Source organism: Polaribacter sp. SA4-10, from assembly GCF_002163835.1.
Lineage (GTDB): Bacteria > Bacteroidota > Bacteroidia > Flavobacteriales > Flavobacteriaceae > Polaribacter.
In genome coordinates, this window is sequence record NZ_CP019331.1 from 3,311,368 (window position 1) to 3,329,532 (window position 18,165).

At 29.8% G+C, this 18,165-nt stretch carries 18 protein-coding genes; 7 read left to right on the top strand and 11 right to left on the bottom strand.

Going from position 1 to position 18,165, the window contains the following annotated elements; translation table 11 throughout:
* The first annotated feature begins 3 nt into the window (after positions 1-3).
* The 4 genes from BTO04_RS14565 to BTO04_RS14580 all read left to right on the top strand — a co-directional run bounded on the left by BTO04_RS14565 (position 4) and on the right by BTO04_RS14580 (position 5,302).
* The gene (locus BTO04_RS14565) at positions 4-2,430 is read left to right on the top strand and encodes an alkaline phosphatase family protein (RefSeq protein WP_087565193.1); all 2,427 of its coding nucleotides are present in this window, start codon (positions 4-6) and stop codon (positions 2,428-2,430) included.
* Positions 2,427-3,698, top strand: coding sequence for a YaiO family outer membrane beta-barrel protein (locus BTO04_RS14570; RefSeq protein ID WP_087565194.1), 1,272 nt, complete (start codon positions 2,427-2,429; stop codon positions 3,696-3,698). The genes BTO04_RS14565 and BTO04_RS14570 overlap by 4 nt, the downstream gene beginning before the upstream one ends.
* A 67-nt stretch (positions 3,699-3,765) precedes the next feature.
* A complete protein-coding gene (locus BTO04_RS14575; protein WP_087565195.1) occupies positions 3,766-4,566 on the top strand; it encodes a TIGR00266 family protein in 801 nt (266 codons plus the stop codon).
* 295 nt (positions 4,567-4,861) lie between these two features.
* Positions 4,862-5,302 (top strand): hypothetical protein, encoded by a 441-nt coding sequence (locus BTO04_RS14580; RefSeq protein WP_087565196.1) that lies wholly within the window; start codon positions 4,862-4,864, stop codon positions 5,300-5,302.
* Positions 5,303-5,368: 66 nt separating this feature from the next.
* Here the strand turns inward: BTO04_RS14580 and BTO04_RS14585 are convergent, their stop codons facing one another.
* From BTO04_RS14585 to BTO04_RS14620, 9 genes are all read right to left on the bottom strand, one after another.
* Positions 5,369-6,073 carry a DUF4369 domain-containing protein gene (locus tag BTO04_RS14585; protein ID WP_087565197.1) on the bottom strand — a complete coding sequence of 235 codons (705 nt, stop codon included), beginning with the start codon at positions 6,071-6,073 and terminating at the stop codon, positions 5,369-5,371.
* Positions 6,074-6,113: 40 nt separating this feature from the next.
* A complete protein-coding gene (locus BTO04_RS14590) occupies positions 6,114-7,421 on the bottom strand; it encodes a DUF819 domain-containing protein (protein WP_087565198.1) in 1,308 nt (435 codons plus the stop codon).
* 30 nt (positions 7,422-7,451) lie between these two features.
* Positions 7,452-8,117, bottom strand: coding sequence for a DUF2490 domain-containing protein (locus BTO04_RS14595; protein ID WP_087565199.1), 666 nt, complete (start codon positions 8,115-8,117; stop codon positions 7,452-7,454).
* A 141-nt stretch (positions 8,118-8,258) separates the two neighbouring features.
* Positions 8,259-11,459 carry a hypothetical protein gene (locus BTO04_RS14600; protein ID WP_087565200.1) on the bottom strand — a complete coding sequence of 1,067 codons (3,201 nt, stop codon included), beginning with the start codon at positions 11,457-11,459 and terminating at the stop codon, positions 8,259-8,261.
* Between the two features lie 135 nt (positions 11,460-11,594).
* Positions 11,595-11,759: an Arc family DNA binding domain-containing protein gene (locus tag BTO04_RS14605; protein WP_087565201.1), complete on the bottom strand. Its 165-nt coding sequence runs from the start codon at positions 11,757-11,759 to the stop codon at positions 11,595-11,597.
* 3 nt (positions 11,760-11,762) lie between these two features.
* Positions 11,763-11,975 carry a hypothetical protein gene (locus BTO04_RS14610; protein WP_087565202.1) on the bottom strand — a complete coding sequence of 71 codons (213 nt, stop codon included), beginning with the start codon at positions 11,973-11,975 and terminating at the stop codon, positions 11,763-11,765.
* Positions 11,972-12,472: a hypothetical protein gene (locus BTO04_RS15405; RefSeq protein WP_198342075.1), complete on the bottom strand. Its 501-nt coding sequence runs from the start codon at positions 12,470-12,472 to the stop codon at positions 11,972-11,974. The genes BTO04_RS14610 and BTO04_RS15405 overlap by 4 nt, the downstream gene beginning before the upstream one ends.
* A gap of 2 nt (positions 12,473-12,474) precedes the next feature.
* Entirely contained in the window at positions 12,475-12,633 is a 159-nt protein-coding gene (locus tag BTO04_RS15410) for a hypothetical protein (RefSeq protein WP_198342076.1), read from the bottom strand.
* A gap of 11 nt (positions 12,634-12,644) precedes the next feature.
* On the bottom strand, positions 12,645-13,505 hold the full coding sequence (locus BTO04_RS14620) for an SPFH domain-containing protein (RefSeq protein WP_087565203.1): 861 nt from the start codon (positions 13,503-13,505) through the stop codon (positions 12,645-12,647).
* 123 nt (positions 13,506-13,628) lie between these two features.
* On the opposite strand from BTO04_RS14620, the gene BTO04_RS14625 reads away from it, so the two are divergent.
* The 3 genes from BTO04_RS14625 to BTO04_RS14635 all read left to right on the top strand — a co-directional run bounded on the left by BTO04_RS14625 (position 13,629) and on the right by BTO04_RS14635 (position 15,704).
* The gene (locus tag BTO04_RS14625) at positions 13,629-14,411 is read left to right on the top strand and encodes a S1/P1 nuclease (RefSeq protein WP_087565204.1); all 783 of its coding nucleotides are present in this window, start codon (positions 13,629-13,631) and stop codon (positions 14,409-14,411) included.
* 113 nt (positions 14,412-14,524) lie between these two features.
* Positions 14,525-15,079, top strand: coding sequence for a TlpA disulfide reductase family protein (locus BTO04_RS14630; protein WP_087565205.1), 555 nt, complete (start codon positions 14,525-14,527; stop codon positions 15,077-15,079).
* 16 nt (positions 15,080-15,095) lie between these two features.
* Complete coding sequence (locus BTO04_RS14635) at positions 15,096-15,704, top strand: thioredoxin family protein (protein ID WP_087565206.1); 609 nt, start codon at positions 15,096-15,098, stop codon at positions 15,702-15,704.
* Between the two features lie 71 nt (positions 15,705-15,775).
* On the opposite strand, the gene scpA is transcribed toward BTO04_RS14635, so the two are convergent.
* Together scpA and BTO04_RS14645 are read right to left on the bottom strand one after the other, a co-directional pair.
* A complete protein-coding gene (scpA, locus tag BTO04_RS14640) occupies positions 15,776-17,839 on the bottom strand; it encodes a methylmalonyl-CoA mutase (RefSeq protein ID WP_087565207.1) in 2,064 nt (687 codons plus the stop codon).
* Positions 17,832-18,164, bottom strand: a complete 333-nt coding sequence (locus BTO04_RS14645; RefSeq protein ID WP_087565208.1) for a hypothetical protein — start codon at positions 18,162-18,164, stop codon at positions 17,832-17,834. The genes scpA and BTO04_RS14645 overlap by 8 nt, the downstream gene beginning before the upstream one ends.
* Between the last annotated feature and the right edge of the window lies 1 nt (position 18,165).

Below are 18,165 nucleotides of genomic sequence, written 5' to 3' on the forward strand. Positions count from 1 at the left end.
GAGATGAAATTAAAATTTTTAAATAATAAATTCTTTATATATATTCTATTAACGTTATCTCTAATACTTTCATTTTGGGTAATAAGTTTGTTTGAAATTATTTCTACTATTTATAGCGGAAAAGAAATAGCAACTATTTTTACATATATTTTATTCAAATTCTTAAATCAATTTTTTGCAGGTGTATTAATTGCTTTAATCTGTTTTCCGTTGTATTTAATTTTTAATTATTTTAATAAAAAAATAGGAATAATATTTATAAAAATATTTTTTGCTTTGTTGGTTCTTGTAGAGTTTTCTTTAACCAAATATAGCCTTACAACATTATTAAATTTAGGTGCAGATTTATTAGGATATTCTATGTATGATATCTACTTAACAGTAACTTCTTCAGAAAGTATTTCATTTGTATATTTTATAGCTTTTTTTATTTTTCCACTATTATTTTTGATGATTTTTTATTTTATAAGGAAAAAATCTATTCATAAATTTATAGCTATTGGTTTACTAGTTTTAATAACTTTTACAATTTCGTTAAAGTTGTTTTATACGGATATTTCAGAAGCGATATATCAAAATAAAACTTATTTTTTTGTTGCTGATGTTTTGAATTATAAAATGAATAAGACAGAAATTAATGCATCAAATTTTATAGGAAATAATGAATACCCTTTATTAAAATCATCAAAAGAAACGAAAGATGTTTTAAGTCCGTTTTTTAACTTAAATAATGAAAAACCCAACATTGTTTTTATAATTGTAGAAGGCTTAGGGGCTGAATTTATGGGCGATAAATATTATGGTGGATTTACACCTTATTTAGATTCTTTAATGCCTAAATCTTTACATTGGGAAAATTTTTTGAGTAATACAGGCAGAACTTTTGGAGCTTTACCTTCTTTGCTTGGTTCTCTACCTTTTGGAGAAAAAGGGTTTTTAGAAATACCAGAAACACCTGCACATATATCTTTGTTAAGTATTTTAAAAATGAACGGATATACAACTTCTTTCTACTCTGGAGATAGAAGTAGTTTTGATAAGAAAATTAATTTTTTAGAATATAATAATGTAGACAATATAATAGATGAAAATTTATATGATGATTCTTATCCTAAAACGGTAAATGAAGCTACTGGTTTTTCTTGGGGATATTCAGATAATGAAATTTTTACAAAAACATTAAGTGTTTTAGATGACAGGAAAACACCTAGATTAGACATTATAACAACTCAAACGATTCATGAACCTTTTAATTTTCCTTCAAAAGACTTGTTTTTATTAAAAGTTGACAGCACTTTAAACGCTGGTAAGAAATTTAAAATGACGGAAAAAGAGATCACAGCAAATAAAGATATTTTTGCAAGTATTTTATACGCAGATCATAGTCTTAAAAAGTTTATGAAAGCGTTTGAAAAGAGAGACGATTTTAATAATACAGTATTTGTAATTACAGGAGACCATAGGTTAATTCCTATAACTCAAAAAGATAAATTATGTAGATTTAATGTTTCGCTTTTTATTTATAGCCCAATGTTAAATAAAACAGCTTCAATAAAATCGATTTCATCACATTTAGATATAACTCCTAGTGTTTTGTCTTTATTAGCCGCTAATTTTAGTGTTAAAATTCCAGAGAAAACTTCTTGGTTAGGAACTGGTTTAGATACTGTAAAAGAGTTTAGTAATGTTCATGAAATTCCTTTAATGAGATATAAAGGAAGTGTAATTGATTATATTTATAAAGAGTATATGTATTCTGGAGGAGACCTTTTTAAGATTAATAAAAATTTTGGTCTCAATAAAATTGATGACCAAATACTACTAGATGAGATTTCACAATCTTTCGAAAAGTTTAAAGAACTAAACGCTTACGTTACTCAAAACGATAAGATTTATCCAAAAGACGCTACGCTAGTTTCTGTAAATAAACATGAATTCACTTCTAAAGAAAAGGCAACTATAGCCTCTTTGTCTACAAATTTAACTTTAGATCAAGTGTTTTTATTGGCAAGAGAAAAAGCATTTAACAAACAAAGAGAAACGGCGAGACTTTTATGTAATTATATTTTAAGTAAAGAGCCCAATTATATAGATGTTAAAGTTTTAAAAGGAAGGACTTTTGCATGGGATGGAAAGTATATAGAATCAGAAGAAGAACTTTTAAATGCACTAAAAAGAGCTCCTTATTATGATGATATTTATTTGGCTCTTTTAGATATGTATTGGTGGTCTTTTCAAAGTGAAAAGGCTGAATTAATTTTTGAAAAGGCAAAAAAGAATAACATTAAAAATGATGAAGTTGCTTATAAGATGGCTAGAGCTAGTTTGTTAATGGAAGATGAAATGAAAGCGAATAGTTTAATAGACAGTATATTATTGAAAAACCCTACAAATAAGGAGTATATAAAACTTAAGAATTCTTTAAAATGATTAAAAAACAACTAACATCAATCACAATCTTGATCGTAATTCTACTTTTTACGAATCAATTGTGTTCACAGGAAAAAATATTTAAAGGAAATCCAGATACAGCTTTTAAAACAGCTAGAGACTTAGCTTTTAATGGTAAAAGAAAACAAGCACAAGATTCATTAAAACTTATATTAACAAAGTATCCAGCCTATTTAGACATTCGTTCTTTTTTGGCTAGTACGTATTCTTGGGATGGAAATTATAACCTAGCAAGAATAGCGTTTTCTAAGGTTTTAAATACAGACCCAAAAAGAAAAACGGATTGGATAGCAGCTGTAAATAATGAGTTATGGGCAGAAAAACCTTTTAAAGCTTCGGAATTAATAAGAAAAGGGTTAATTCATTTTGAAAACGATCCAGATTTATTACAGTTAAAAGCAAAATCAGAATTTAATGCAGGTAATAAAGAAGAGGCTTTTGTAACAATAAGTGGTGTCTTAAAATTATATCCAGAAAATAAAAAAGCAAAAGAATATAAGAATTCAATAAACAATTTACTGAGCTTTAATTCTATAGGAATCAGTTATGCTATAGATGTATATAACAAGAATGAAAGAGACGCAATGCATTATAGTACACTGCAGTACACTAGACAGACAAAATATGGAAGTATCACAGGGAAATTAAATTATTCTAATAGGTTTACAACTAATAACTATCAATATGAACTCGATTTATACCCAAGAATTACAAATGGCTTATATGGGTATGTAAGTGGGGGTATTTCTAACAGTTCTTTATATCCTAGCCTAAGGTATGGTGCAGAATTATACAAGTCTTTGCCAAAAAGTTTTGAAGCTTCTTTAGGAATAAGAGGATTAAAATACACAACAACTACTATTATTTATACGGGCTCTATTGGTTGGTATACAGGAAATAGTTATTGGGTTCTTAGATCCTATGTTACTCCAGGAGATCCTGGAACAAGCAAATCTGGAGCGTTGCAATACAGAAAATACAGAAGTGATGCAGAAAATTATTTTAGTATTGGCTTTGGTTTTGGAGTTTCTCCAGAAGTAGAGCGTTTTGTAGCAAATGTTGATCAACAAACAATTTTTCAGTTAGCTTCTCAAAAAATTAATTTTGGATATTTTTTTAGTACTAAAAATAAGAAAAATGCTTGGGGTTTTACAACCGATTTATATAGAGAAGAAAAACCTTTTTCTAAAGGAGATTTCTTTTTATATGCAGCATTTGGAGTTTCTTATAATGTAAAATTTAAATAATTTTGTAACAAATTAATGTTTTATTACTCTTATTATAAAGGTTTAAATTAATTAAAACGAAAAGACAATGAATGCGCACGAAATAGATTATAAAATATTTGGGGAAGAAATGCAATTTGTAGAAATAGAACTGGACCCTCAAGAAGGAGTTGTTGCAGAGGCAGGAACTTTTATGATGATGGATGATCATATTAAAATGAATACTATTTTAGGCGATGGTTCTAATCAAGAAAAAGGATTATTAGGAAAAATATTTTCTGCAGGGAAAAGAATATTAACTGGAGAAAGTCTCTTTATGACTGTTTTTACAAATGACGGAGTTGGAAAAAAACAAATCTCATTTGCATCCCCTTATCCAGGAAAAATTATTCCAATCGATTTAACTGAATTTGGTGGAAAGTTTATTTGTCAGAAAGATGCTTTTTTATGTGCAGCAAAAGGAGTCTCCATTGGTATTGAATTTTCTAAGAAATTAGGGAGAGGCTTATTTGGTGGAGAAGGTTTTATCATGCAGAAATTAGAAGGTGATGGTTTAGGCTTTATTCATGCTGGAGGAACGATGGCGAAAAAAGTTTTACAACCCGGAGAGGTTTTAAAAGTTGACACAGGTTGTATTGTTGGGTTTACACAAAATATAAATTATGATATTGAGTTTGTTGGCGGAATTAAAAATACTGTTTTTGGAGGTGAAGGTTTGTTCTTCGCAATTTTAAAAGGACCGGGCACTGTTTATATACAATCGTTACCATTTAGTAGGTTAGCCGGTAGAGTTTTAGCAATGGCGCCTAGAACAGGAAAAGGAGATAGAGGAGAAGGAAGTATTTTAGGTGGAATTGGAGATCTTCTTGATGGAGATAATCGTTTTTAGATTTGTTTGACATATTTAAGACAAAATCCAGCAAATATTCCTAAAAATATTAAAGTTTATTTTTATAATGATAAAGAAGCATTGTGTAAGAAATATTTTCTCGTTTGATTCTAATTATTGACAAACCAATTCTTCTCCAAAACAATTTCTAAATTCTTTTTACAAGACAACTATTTTAGTAGCCTAGGAACTGTTTTTTTTTATTAATTATTTTTTTTGGTAGGGTAAACTGCTTTCTAATTGTTTTAATCATATGAGATGTATCTACATTTTGTTGAATTTTAAAACGAATATTATGAAAACATTAAAATTAATTTTTACAATTATTATATTTTTATCAGCTAGCTTTATTTTTTCTCAAGAAGCAAAAGAATCTTCAGGGAAACAGAAAAATAATTACTATCAAAAAAGAGCTCAAGAAGATGCTAAATTTGAGCAAAATTTTAAAGGAAAAAAATCTGAAGAGAGAAAGTTTTGGAGAGCACAGAAAGCCTATGAAGAAGATTTAGAAGAAAAAGATGAAATAGCTTATAATGCTTATATGCAAGGAAAAAAAGATGCGTATTCAGAACATCATGAGCATTGTACAAATCATTGTAACCACGGTTATTATTACCAAAGTCATGCAAGATTTTATTACTATGGATCTTATCGATATGAAAGAAGACCTAATAGAAGATCTAGAGGAACAAGTATTAAAGTTAGAACACCAAGTATACGATTAGGTGTTTTTTAATAAAAGATAAAATCAAATAAAAACCGAGCAAATTGCTCGGTTTTCAGTATTTATAAAAAGAAAAAATTATTTCTGTTCTTTTGTTTTAATATTATTTACATAGTCATTAAAGCGTTTTCCGTAAACGGATTTTTTTACTTTTTCTGTCATAGATTTATTAACGGTGTCTAACATTTTTAAACTTGCGTCATACAATTCTGTTAATCCTATATAAGGAGCAACTTCAAAATCTGAGTTTGTCATGGCAAAGTTTGAAGTAAATAAGACTCTTCTTCTTGCCATTTTTTGATAATCAAGTTCTAATTGTTTTACTAATTCTTGGTTGTTTTCTCTTTTAGCCTCAAACTCATTTTTAATAAAATCTAAACGTTGATTTTGAAACTGTTTGCTTATTTTATTATATTTATCTAATAAAGCTTGGTTTTTAGAACCAGAAATTTCTGGGTTAAAACCAAATTGATCTACTTTGTCATTTATAGTAATAGTTCCTTTTTCGCCAAAGAATAATATACGTCTGTTTGTAGTATTTCCATCAAAAGTTAAATAATACATTACAGGAGAATCTACATTGTCTGTTAAAACAAATGTGTCATTTCCTAATAACGAAACAGAATCTATAGATACTAATAACGTATCTTCCATTTTCTGAAGGTATAGTGTCCCTTTTTTCAATCCTTTAATTGTTCCTTGAACAATCATATTTCCTTCTTTCTTAGAATTACAAGCAAATACTAAAACTGATAAGGCTAAAACTGCAATAATTTTCTTCATTTAATCTTGATTTTTCGAATGCAAATATGCTAATTTTTATTTAAACTTTAGAAGCTATTTCTAATAAAATAGTACAAGCAATTGCACCAACGGTTCCAATTGCGTATCCAAAAACAGCTAATAAAACACCAACTGTTGCTAAAGAAGGATGAAAAGCCTGAGCAACAATAGGAGCAGAGGCTGCACCACCAACGTTTGCTTGACTACCAACTGCTAAAAAGAAATAAGGAGCTTTTATTAATTTTGCTACTAAAATTAGTAATGCTGCGTGTATTGTCATCCAAACAACACCAATTGCAATTAGGCCAAGATTATCAAAAATCATTGCTAAATCCATTTTCATTCCAATTGTTGCTACTAGAATATAAATAAAAACACTCCCAATTTTACTTGCTCCTGCACCTTCATAACTTTTAGCTTTTGTAAATGATAAAATAACTGCTATTATAGTAGAAATACTAATTAACCAAAAGAATTGAGAACCTAAAAATGTAAAAATATTTCGCCAAGTTGCAGAATCCATAGATGCTACAATGTTATTGAAAAATTCACTGAGGTATTTTGCAGCAAAATGTCCAAAACCAACGGTTCCAAAACCAATAGCAAGCATAATCATTAAGTCCGTTAAAGTAGGATTTCTTTTTACTTTTTGAGTAAAAGAAGAAATCTTATTTTTTAAGTCTTCAATAGCAGAAGTATCTGCTCCAAGCCATTTATCTATCTTCTCTTTTTTACCAATTCCTATTAATAAAATTGCCATCCAAATATTGGCAACTACAATATCTACAAATACCATTCCTCCGTATTTCTGAGGATTATATTGATAAATTTCTAACATTGCTGTTTGGTTTGCGCCACCACCAATCCAACTTCCAGCCAATGTAGAAAGTCCACGCCAAACGGCATCAAAATCTGCGCCTCCAACTGTTTCTGGAGAGAAAATTGAAATTAATAAAATGGCGATTGGTCCTCCAATTATAATTCCTACAGTTCCTGTAAAAAACATAATTAAAGCTTTAGAACCTAAGTTAAAAATGGCTTTTAAATCGATACTTAACGTCATTAAAACTAACGCTGCAGGTAATAAAAAACGACTAGAAACATAATATAATTGCGATGAACTTTTTACAGTTTCACCAACTGCATTTGTAGTTTCCCATTCTGGGGATATAATTCCGGCAGTTGTAAATATTGCAGGAATAAAATAGGCCATAAATAAACCTGGAACAATTTTGTAGAATTTATGCCAAAATCCAGATTTTATATTTTCTGTGTAAAAAACAAATCCTAAGGAAAGCATTAAAATACCAAAAACAATGGCATCATTTGTAAAAGTTGGTTGGGTCATGAGTAATTAGTTTTTGCTAAAGTATGAAAATTACTTAGTTTTTTTTTTATGATTGGTGCTAATAGAAACACCAAGTTGAATTCTATTGAAATTACCACCTCCATTTATAGTGATTTTTTGATACCCTAGTTGAAGTTTTGTTGTATTTGAAAGTTTGTATTTAAAACCAATTCCAGACCAATTTTGGTTAAATGATTCTCCATTAAAATCGAAAAAGACTTCATTATATAAATAAGTTGATACTAAATTATTTATTGGGTAACTTAACCCTAACTGATATCGAAGAAAATGTCCAGTATTAGCGTTGAAAAATCTTTGCTCTGCTCTAAAACGATGTGCTAAATTTAATGCAGATACCTTATGGACTATATTAAAATCTTCATAAATACGATGCTCGTTTATTTCTCCACCATTTTCTTTATAGGTGCCATCAGTATTAATAAAAGCATATCCTAAAGTGGTACTTAAGTTTTTATTAATTTGATAATTTCCACCCGTTCTAACAATGAGCTGCTGTAAATTATTACCAATTTCAAAAAAACGAAAATGTGCCATAGTTTTTACAGCAAATTTATCTGATACTTTATGAGAACCATTATACATATACCATGCTCCTAATTTATTTTCAGCAGAATTTTGAGACTGAATTTTAAAAGAAAAAAGTATTAAACATAGAATAAAACCTAAATTTTTCATTGAATTAAAAATATTTGTTTGAAAGTGAAAATAGAATCTTAAAAGTAAAAGTCGTGTACTATTAAGTTTCTGCTAAAGTATCAAAATTTAATGCATAAAAAAAAAGTGAAGCCTTTCGACTTCACTTTTTAATTAATTTTCTTAAAAAATCTTAGTTTCTTTAAAGAGAGAGATTTTTATGTTTTCTGTCGCCTTTTTGTATTCAACCCACTCTTTATTAAAGAAAGAGTTTGTTTTGTTTATAGCTTCAGTAAATGCATTTTTAAACTGACTTACCAATTGCATCTCTGTAGTTGTTTGATCTCCAAACCTACTGCCAACATATCTCCTTGCTTGACCAAAACGTTGAGTTACCGTAACTCCAGGGTTTCTTGTAATTCCTTGTCTTTTATCAACTTTACCAAGATAGATAGCTATTAAATCATCAATTTTTTTAATAATTTCTTTAGATGATTTTATTTCATTTTTAAACTTCTTTTTATCTTCTTTTGATAAATCAGTTTTTAAACTTGTTGCCGTATTTTTGCTTTCTACTAATTGTTTTATTACATCAGCAATTTTCTGCTGATAGGTTTCAAGTTCTTTACTCGCATTATATTTTTGATTAATTGCAGATTCAGAAATTTCTAATCTAGGATCAAATTCTACTTTTATGTTTTGTTCAGAAGTTGCTTCGCCAAAAGTCATTTTTAAACGATACGTACCAGGTTTTACAGAAACGCCTCCAGGTTCACTTTTAGATTTTCTACTCTTTCTAGCAGCTCTTTCTACTCCTTTTTCTCTTAAATACCAAGTAGTTTTGTGAATTCCGGTTTCTTTTGGAGTTTTTATTTTTAGTGTTCTTATTTGTCTTGCTCCATCAAAAATTTCTAGTTTTATAGAATCGTGTTTTACAACTTTCTCATCTTCATCATTCTCATCATTTTCATCATCTTCTTCTTTCTCCTCTTTTTTCTTTTCATCTTTTTTTACTTCAGGTTTAGTAATATAATAAGAAATAATTGCACCTCTTTCTCTATTTTCTCCATGGTATGTTGCGTCTGCTCCAAATCTACTTCCAGTTGGTTGTTGAAACGCCGCTTGATATGCCGTTGGAGGTTCGAATAGTTGTATTTTCTTTGAAGTCACATTTCCATTTGCCATTGCTCTTAAAGGTCTAATGTCATCTAAAACCCAAGCAGCTCTTCCGAAAGTTCCAATAACTAAATCATTTTCTCTTGGGTGAATTACCAAATCTTTTACAGGCACAGTAGGGAAACCTTCTGTCCATTTTGTCCATTTATCTCCAGCATTTAAAGAAATATACAAACCGTCATCAGTTCCTAAAAACATCAAATTTTCATTTTCTGGGTCTTCAATTATACAAAGCGCATAACTTTTAACATCTTTTTCATCTACAATACGTTCCCAGGTTAATCCATAATTTTTAGTTCTGTATGCATAAGGTGTGTAATTAAAACGTCTGTAATCATTAGCAATTAATAAAGCTTCACCTTTATTTTTATTGGATGCTTTTATTTGGGTAATCCAACTATTTTCTGGTAAACCTTTTATGTTTTTTGCAACATTTCTCCAAGTTGCTCCTCCGTTTTGAGTTATATGAACTTGGCCATCATCTGTAGCTGCCCACAACATGTTTTTTTCTAAAACAGAAGGTTCAATAACTAAAATTGTACAATGATTTTCTGCTCCGGTTGCATCCATGGTTAAACCACCACTTTCTGCTTGCTTCAATTTTTCTGGATTGTTTGTTGATAAATCAGGTGAAATAACATTCCAAGTCAACCCTTTATCTGTAGATTTATGTACAAACTGACTTCCGAAGTATAAAGTAGCATTGTCAAAAGGATCCATGTTTATTGCTGCATTCCAATTAAAACGTAACTTAATATTTGCATCAGAATGTGTTGGTTTTATTCCGTAATTATTTCCTGTTAAATAATCGTAACGAGAAACAGACCCTTGTTGGCTCATTGTAAAGCCATAGCGAGAATCATCTCTGTCTGGAACTACGTCAAAACCATCACCAAAACTAATTTCTTGCCAATAAGAGTTTCTAATTCCTTGAGCTTTCCAAACATATGCAGGACCTCTCCAAGAACCATTGTCTTGCATGCCTCCATACACATTATATGGAAACTCATTATCCACATTTATGTGATAAAATTGAGCAACCGGTAAATTACCAATAAAGCGCCATGTTTTTCCTCCATCTTTAGTGATGTTTAATCCTCCATCATTTCCATCAATCATAAATTTTCCGTTGCTTGGATGAATCCACCAAGCATGATGATCTGGATGAACTCCATTATCTACACCATAAGCAGGCATTAATTGTTTAAAGTTTTTTCCACCATCTTGAGAAACGTTTATATAGGTATAAACAGAATAAACTCTGTTCTCATTTTGCGGGTCTACATAAATTTCTGAATAATAAAAAGGTCTATTTCCAATACCAGGTTTATCATTTACTTTGTTCCATTTAAAACCACCATCTTCACTTTTATACAACGCATTTTTCTTTGCTTCTACTAAAGCATAAATTACATCTGGGTTGCTATTTGAAATTGCAACACCAATTCTTCCTAATTCTCCTTTTGGAAAACCCTCTTTTTCAGTGATTTCTTTCCAGTTTTCTCCACCATCATGTGTAATATATAGTCCACTCCCTTTTCCTCCAGATTTAAAAAACCAAGGATCACGTTTGTGTTCCCACATAGTAGCTATTAATTTATTAGGATTTGATGGATCCATAATTAAATCTGCAGCACCCGTTCTTATATTATTATATAAAATTTGTTTCCAAGATTTTCCTCCATCTGTGGTTTTGTAAACTCCACGTTCTTTATGTTCTCCCCAAGGCGAACCAATTGCGGCAACATAAACTGTATTTGGGTTTGTAGGATCTATAATAACTCTGTGAATATGACGTGTTTTTTCCAATCCCATTGCTTTCCAAGTTTTTCCAGCATCTAGAGATTTGTAAATTCCGAAACCACCATTTAAACTATTTCTAGGATTTCCTTCTCCAGTTCCGGCCCAAATGACACTTGGGTTAGATTGCTGTATAGCAATTGCACCAATAGAGGCGGTCAACTCTTTTTCGAAAAGTGGTTCCCATTTTATTCCACCAGAAGTAGATTTCCAAATTCCACCAGAAGCAGTGCCTACGTACATAATATCTGAATTTGATTCAACAACATCAATAGTAGTAACTCGTCCAGACATTCCTCCAGGACCAATATTTCTTGGTTTCATATTCTTTACTAAATCCATCGAAAATTCTTGCGAAAAGAGTAGGGAGGAAGCTAAAATAAATAGTATTGAAAGTGATTTTTTCATTAGGTTTTGATTAGAGATTTGTAATCAATAAAACTACAAATAATCAACTAGAAAAATTCTTAAAAAAATGTTAACACGCAACTGTGGAATAGGAAATAGTATATAAAAAACAGTAAGACTGAAAAGAATAAAAGATTATTCTTCCTTCTTTTTTGGTTCTCTGTTTGCATTTTTAAGAGCTTGCATAAGCATCCATTCAATCTGTCCATTGGTAGATCTAAATTCGTCTGAAGCCCATTTTTCAATAGACTTTATCATATCTTCATTAATGCGTAATGCAAATGCTTTTTTCTTAGCCATATATTATTGGTTCACAAAATTTACGATGGTTTCTATTCCTTTTTTTGTTAAAGTAAACGCTGCTTTTAAATAATGAGAATCCTTTTGTGTGTATGTTAATTTACCAGTAAGTGAAATATTTTCATTTTTTAACAAAATTTGTTCAGATTTTACTTGCCCCAAAGAAACTGTAATTCCTAAAATAGAGATTACTAAATAGGTTATAATACGTATCATATTAATTTGTTTTTATAGGTTTCTAAAACTCTAATAACTTCTTCCTTTTTTTTTGTTCCTATTAATAATTTGTCACCATTTTTTAGAATTAATTGAATGCCAATATCACCAGAAACATTAATTGCTTTTCCCTTTCCTTTATTGAAAAAAAAACCACCTCTTAATCCCCATCCACCAAATTCACTAATAGGGAAATACGTTCTAATTCCTGCTTTAGAAATTTCATTCCAAGGAATTAATTTCATTGAAAAATGAAAAGGAAAAAATTGATAATGAATTCCTTTTTCATCAATTTTTGTTGTTAGTTTAAAGAAAAAAAGTACTGAAATTGAAACTATAATAACTACAATCGTCGCTATAAACTCTTTGGTAGATATAGTTTCATTTGCTTTTAAGTATTTTTGTGTAATCGTTGTTATTGGAATAATTGTACAAATAACTAATACGATGATCAACCAAGTTTGTGTAAACTTTTGTTCCTCTATAAAAACTTTCATTATTACCTGTTTTTATCTCTTTCAAAAATAATACTAGACCAATTTTGACCAATATCTTTAACTACCCAGCCTTCTCTTGCATATTGGTTTAAAAGATCTTGCATTTTTTCTTGTCTTCTTGTCAATCCCAATCTTGGAATTTCTACTTTATATTCTTTCATCAATTCTTATTTTAATGACTTAAAGTTCCTGTATTAACAACAGGAGAAGCTTCTTTGTCTCCACACAAAATAACCATTAAGTTACTTACCATTGCAGCTTTACGTTCGTCATCTAATTCAACAATATTCTTTTTGCCTAACTGCTCAATGGCCATTTCTACCATACTTACTGCACCTTCTACAATTTTATGTCTTGCAGCAACAATTGCAGTGGCTTGCTGTCTCTTTAACATAGCACTTGCTATTTCTTGTGCGTAGGCTAAATAACCAATTCTAGCTTCTAAAACTTCAATTCCAGCAATAGATAAACGCTCGTCAATTTCTTTTTCTAAAGCTTCACTAACTTCGTTTACACTAGATCTAAGTGTAATATCTTCTGTGTGACCTTCGTCTGCAAAATTATCATAAGGATACATACTTGCTAACTTTCTTACAGCAGCGTCTGTTTGTACACGAACAAAATTTTCATAATTATCTACATCAAAAGCAGCTTTATAAGTATCTGTAACTCGCCAAACTAAAATAGTAGAAATCATTACTGGGTTCCCTAATTTGTCATTTACTTTTAATCGCTCACTGTCAAAATTACTAGCTCTTAAAGAAATTGCTTTCTTTCTAAAAAGAGGATTTGCCCAATACAATCCATTGTCTTTTATAGTACCAACATATTTTCCAAAAAGTAAAATTACCTTAGAAGTGTTTGGGTTTACTAGAATAAATCCGAAAAAACCTATAAAACCTATAAGTGTTACTAGTAGGAATATTGGGTTTTCTTTTATAATAGTGATGGTAATTCCGCCAAAGAATAATACTAAAGCAACAGCCACCATTAAATAACCATTTGCTGGTTTAATTATTTTTTCTGATTTCATTATATTGATTTTAAAGTGATATTAAAATGATATCACAAAGATATAGGTTAATTTTTTATAAATCCAAATTTTATAGCGTATATTTTTATAAATTAGCAGAATAAATATTTATACTTAAAACGGATGAAAATTAAACTTCTATTATTGATTAGTGTATTCTTTTTAACAAGTGCTAGTGTTGATGAAACTTTTTTCTGGGGACAAAATGGCCATAGAACAACTGGTAAAATTGCAGAAATGCATTTAACAAAAAAAGCAAAAAGACAAATTGATAAATTGCTAAAAGGTGAAAGTTTAGCATTTGTTTCTACGTATGCAGATGAAATAAAATCTGACAGAAAATATAGTGAATTCTATTCTTGGCATTATATAAATATGAATTTGGATGAAAAATATGCAACTGCAGAAAAAAATCCAAAAGGAGATTTAGTTACGGGGATAAATAAATGTATTGCTATTTTAAAGGATAAAAATAGTAAAGAAGAAGATAAAGTTTTTTATCTAAAAATGTTGGTTCATTTTGTTGGAGACTTGCATCAACCAATGCATATTGGGCAAAGAGAAGACAAGGGAGGGAATACAATACAAGTTCAATGGTTTGGTAAAGGAACAAATTTACACTCCGTTTGGGATACAAAAATGATTGAAGAGTGGAATATGAGTTACTTAGAATTGGCAGCTAATTCAAGAGATTTGAATAAAAATCAAATAAAAGAATTACAAAAAGGAGCTGTTGAAGAGTGGGTTGATGAAGTGCATGAAATTACAAAAGAAGTTTACAAATCTGTAAAAGTAGGCGAGAATTTAAAGTACAGATATTCTTATGATCATTTTGGAACCGTAAGAGCTCAACTGCAAAAAGGAGGGGTTAGATTGGCAAAAATATTGAATGAAATTTTTTCTTAATTAATTATATAACAACTATTTAAAGCCTCGTAAAATTATTTTTACGAGGCTTTTTATTGTTAATATTTCGTTAAACAGTGTTTTTGAAATTTATTAATTCGTAATTTTATAAGATGATTAAAAGAGTATTTTTAATAACGTGTATTTTAGTATTGACTTTAAGCTGTAAATCAGAAAAAAAATCAAATGGAATATCAGAACCAGTAACAAAAGTTAAGAAAGAACAACAGATTGATATTTCTGATGTTGTTGTAAAAACCTATAATTACAATCAGTTAGCACCTTTGTTAAATAAAAAAGATGATAAAATTTATGTTATTAATTTTTGGGCCACGTGGTGTAAACCTTGTGTAGAAGAAATGCCTGCTTTTGAAAAATTAAATAAAGCGTATAAAGACAAAAATGTTGAAGTGATTTTAGTGAGTTTAGATTTTCCTAAGCAAGTTGATAAGCGGTTAAAACCTTTTATCAAAAAGAAAAATCTACAATCTGAAGTTATTTTATTAGATGATGTAAATGAAGATGTTTGGATTCAGAAAATTGATAAAAATTGGTCTGGAGCAATACCTGCAACATTAATTTATAATAAAAATAAAAGAAAATTTTATGAGCAATCATTTAGTTATTCTTTACTAGAATCGGAATTAAATACATTCTTAAAACTATAATTTACAACACATATCAATGAAAGCAATTAAAATAATTTTATTAGCAGTAGTTGTTGGTTTAACAACAGCATTTACATTAAAAACTGTTGCATCTGGGTACAATATTGGAGACAGAGTAGAAGATTTTAGTCTGAAAAATATTGATGATAAAATGGTTTCTTTATCAAGTTTTGATGAAGCAAAAGGATTTGTTATCATTTTTACGTGTAATACGTGCCCATATTCTGTAGCTAATGAAGATAGAATAATTGCTTTAGATCAAAAGTATAAATCAAAAGGGTTTCCTGTAATTGCAATTAATCCAAATGATCTAGCGGCTATTTCTGGAGATAGTTTTGAAAAAATGAAAGTTAGAGCAAGTGAAAAAGAATTTACCTTTCCTTATTTATTTGATGAAGGACAGCAGGTATATCCAAAATTTGGAGCTACAAAAACCCCACATGTATATATTGTAACTAAATCAACAATGAAAGTTGAATATATTGGGGCAATAGATAACAGTTCTAGAAATCCTAATGCTGTTACAGAAAAGTATGTAGAAAATGCTTTAGATGCATTATTAAGTGGTAAAAAAATAGAAAAGACCACAACAAGAGCAATTGGTTGTTCTATAAAAGTGAAATAGATTGCTGTAATCCATAAAATAAAATCCCAAGTTAAAGCTTGGGATTTTTTTTATGAAATTGAAAAATTAGATTAATCTACAATACTATCTATTAAAATTGTAATCAAATCAATGGCAGCTTGAGCAATTTTAGTTCCAGGCCCAAAAACACCAACAGCACCGGTATCAAATAAAAATTGATAATCTTGTGCAGGAATTACCCCACCAACAATTACCATAATATCTTCTCTACCATATTTTTTTAATTCTTCAATTACTTGAGGAACTAATGTTTTATGTCCTGCAGCTAAAGATGAAATTCCTAAAATGTGAACATCATTTTCTATTGCTTGTTTTACAGCTTCTTTTGGAGTTTGAAAAAGCGGACCAATATCTACATCAAAACCAAGATCTGCATAACCTGTAGCAACAACTTTTGCTCCACGATCATGACCATCTTGCCCTAATTTTGCAATCATAATTCTAGGTCTTCTACCTTCTAATTTTGCAAATTTATCAGCTAATTTACTTGCTTCTTTAAATAATTTGTCGTCTTTTATTTCTTTACTATACACGCCAGAAATGGTTTTATGAACTGCTTTATGTCTGCCAAAAACAGTTTCTAAAGCATCAGAAATTTCACCTAAGGTAGCTCTTTCTCTTGCTGCTTTTACTGCCAAATCTAATAAATTTCCATTACCTGATTTTGCAACTTCAGTTAAATCTGTTAACGTTTTAGAAACTTTTTCAGAATTTCTTTTAAGTTTAACAGCATTCAACCTTTCTATTTGAGATAAACGAACAGCTTCATTATCTACTTCTAAAATATGTAAAGGATCTTCTTTCTTTAGTTGAAATTTATTTACACCAACAATAATATCTTTTCCACTATCTATTCTTGCTTGTTTTTTTGCAGCAGCTTCCTCTATTCTCATTTTAGGAATTCCTTTTTCAATAGCCTTTGTCATGCCACCAAGTTCATCTACTTCTTTAATAAGTTCCCACGCTTTGTTGGCAATTTCTTCCGTCAGTTTTTCAACATAATAGCTTCCAGACCAGGGGTCTACCGTTTTAGTAATATGAGTTTCTTGTTGCAAATATATTTGAGTATTTCTGGCAATTCTTGCAGAAAAATCAGTGGGTAAAGCAATTGCTTCGTCCAATGCATTTGTGTGTAAACTTTGTGTTCCTCCAAAAACAGCAGCCATTGCTTCAATAGTAGTTCTGGCAACATTGTTAAAAGGATCTTGTTCTGTTAAGCTCCAGCCACTTGTTTGGCAATGGGTTCTTAATGCTAAAGATTTTGGGTTTTTAGGATTGAATTTTTTCACAATTTTTGCCCATAACATTCTTCCTGCTCGCAATTTTGCAATTTCATTAAAATGATCCATTCCAATTGCCCAGAAAAATGATAAACGAGGCGCAAACGTGTCAATATCCATTCCGGTTTCTAACCCTTTTTTAATGTATTCTAATCCATCTGCAAGTGTGTATGCTAATTCAATTTCTGCAGTGGCACCGGCTTCTTGCATGTGGTAGCCAGAGATAGAGATAGAATTGTATTTTGGCATATTGTTACTGGTATATTGAAATATATCAGCAATAATTTTCATAGAAGGACTTGGTGGATAAATATACGTATTACGCACCATAAATTCCTTTAAAATATCATTTTGAATCGTTCCAGAAAGTTGTTCTGGAGATACTCCTTGTTCTTCAGCAGCAACTATATAAAAAGCTAAAATGGGTAAAACGGCTCCATTCATTGTCATAGAAACAGACATTTTATCTAACGGAATTTGGTCAAACAAAATCTTCATATCTTCAACAGAATCAATTGCAACACCAGCTTTACCAACATCTCCTTGAACACGTTCATGATCTGAATCGTACCCTCTATGTGTAGCCAAATCAAAAGCAACAGATAATCCTTTCTGTCCAGCTTCTAAATTTCTTCTGTAAAAAGCGTTACTTTCTTCAGCGGTTGAAAAACCTGCATATTGTCTAATTGTCCAAGGTCTTCTAACGTACATTGTAGAATAGGGACCACGTAAAAAAGGAGCAATTCCAGCAACAAATTTTTCGTGTTTAAAAGCTATTTTAGATTTTAAACTATTTGTTTTTAATTTTATATGTTGAACATTTTTTCTACTCATTAGTTCTTTTTTCTAACTTCATTAAGTCATATAACTTTGAGCTTAATGCTTTTATTTCTTTTTCTTTTTTACTTACTGAATTTAAACTTTTGTAGACAAAAATTAAACAAAAAAATCCAATTAGGATTACCCCAGTAATATTATAATTTACTCCGTTGCCAAAAAAAGCATATAATTTATCTTCTAAAAAATAGATGGCAACAAAAGTAAAAAATGAAAAACCAATAATAAATGTTGGTAATCTTTTTTTAATATTGATGATTTCTTCTTTTAAGAATTTCTTCCTGTTTTGGTACTTTGAAATTAATATGTTTTTATTCACCATT

Excerpts from the sequence above, each read along its gene's own strand:
- BTO04_RS14565 (WP_087565193.1), top strand. The coding sequence starts at position 4 with ATGAAATTAAAATTTTTAAATAATAAATTCTTTATATATATTCTATTA.
- BTO04_RS14570 (WP_087565194.1), top strand. The coding sequence starts at position 2,427 with ATGATTAAAAAACAACTAACATCAATCACAATCTTGATCGTAATTCTA.
- BTO04_RS14575 (WP_087565195.1), top strand. The coding sequence starts at position 3,766 with ATGAATGCGCACGAAATAGATTATAAAATATTTGGGGAAGAAATGCAA.
- BTO04_RS14580 (WP_087565196.1), top strand. The coding sequence starts at position 4,862 with ATGAAAACATTAAAATTAATTTTTACAATTATTATATTTTTATCAGCT.
- BTO04_RS14585 (WP_087565197.1), bottom strand. The coding sequence starts at position 6,073 with ATGAAGAAAATTATTGCAGTTTTAGCCTTATCAGTTTTAGTATTTGCT.
- BTO04_RS14590 (WP_087565198.1), bottom strand. The coding sequence starts at position 7,421 with ATGACCCAACCAACTTTTACAAATGATGCCATTGTTTTTGGTATTTTA.
- BTO04_RS14595 (WP_087565199.1), bottom strand. The coding sequence starts at position 8,117 with ATGAAAAATTTAGGTTTTATTCTATGTTTAATACTTTTTTCTTTTAAA.
- BTO04_RS14600 (WP_087565200.1), bottom strand. The coding sequence starts at position 11,459 with ATGAAAAAATCACTTTCAATACTATTTATTTTAGCTTCCTCCCTACTC.
- BTO04_RS14605 (WP_087565201.1), bottom strand. The coding sequence starts at position 11,759 with ATGGCTAAGAAAAAAGCATTTGCATTACGCATTAATGAAGATATGATA.
- BTO04_RS14610 (WP_087565202.1), bottom strand. The coding sequence starts at position 11,975 with ATGATACGTATTATAACCTATTTAGTAATCTCTATTTTAGGAATTACA.
- BTO04_RS15405 (WP_198342075.1), bottom strand. The coding sequence starts at position 12,472 with ATGAAAGTTTTTATAGAGGAACAAAAGTTTACACAAACTTGGTTGATC.
- BTO04_RS15410 (WP_198342076.1), bottom strand. The coding sequence starts at position 12,633 with ATGAAAGAATATAAAGTAGAAATTCCAAGATTGGGATTGACAAGAAGA.
- BTO04_RS14620 (WP_087565203.1), bottom strand. The coding sequence starts at position 13,505 with ATGAAATCAGAAAAAATAATTAAACCAGCAAATGGTTATTTAATGGTG.
- BTO04_RS14625 (WP_087565204.1), top strand. The coding sequence starts at position 13,629 with ATGAAAATTAAACTTCTATTATTGATTAGTGTATTCTTTTTAACAAGT.
- BTO04_RS14630 (WP_087565205.1), top strand. The coding sequence starts at position 14,525 with ATGATTAAAAGAGTATTTTTAATAACGTGTATTTTAGTATTGACTTTA.
- BTO04_RS14635 (WP_087565206.1), top strand. The coding sequence starts at position 15,096 with ATGAAAGCAATTAAAATAATTTTATTAGCAGTAGTTGTTGGTTTAACA.
- scpA (WP_087565207.1), bottom strand. The coding sequence starts at position 17,839 with ATGAGTAGAAAAAATGTTCAACATATAAAATTAAAAACAAATAGTTTA.
- BTO04_RS14645 (WP_087565208.1), bottom strand. The coding sequence starts at position 18,164 with ATGGTGAATAAAAACATATTAATTTCAAAGTACCAAAACAGGAAGAAA.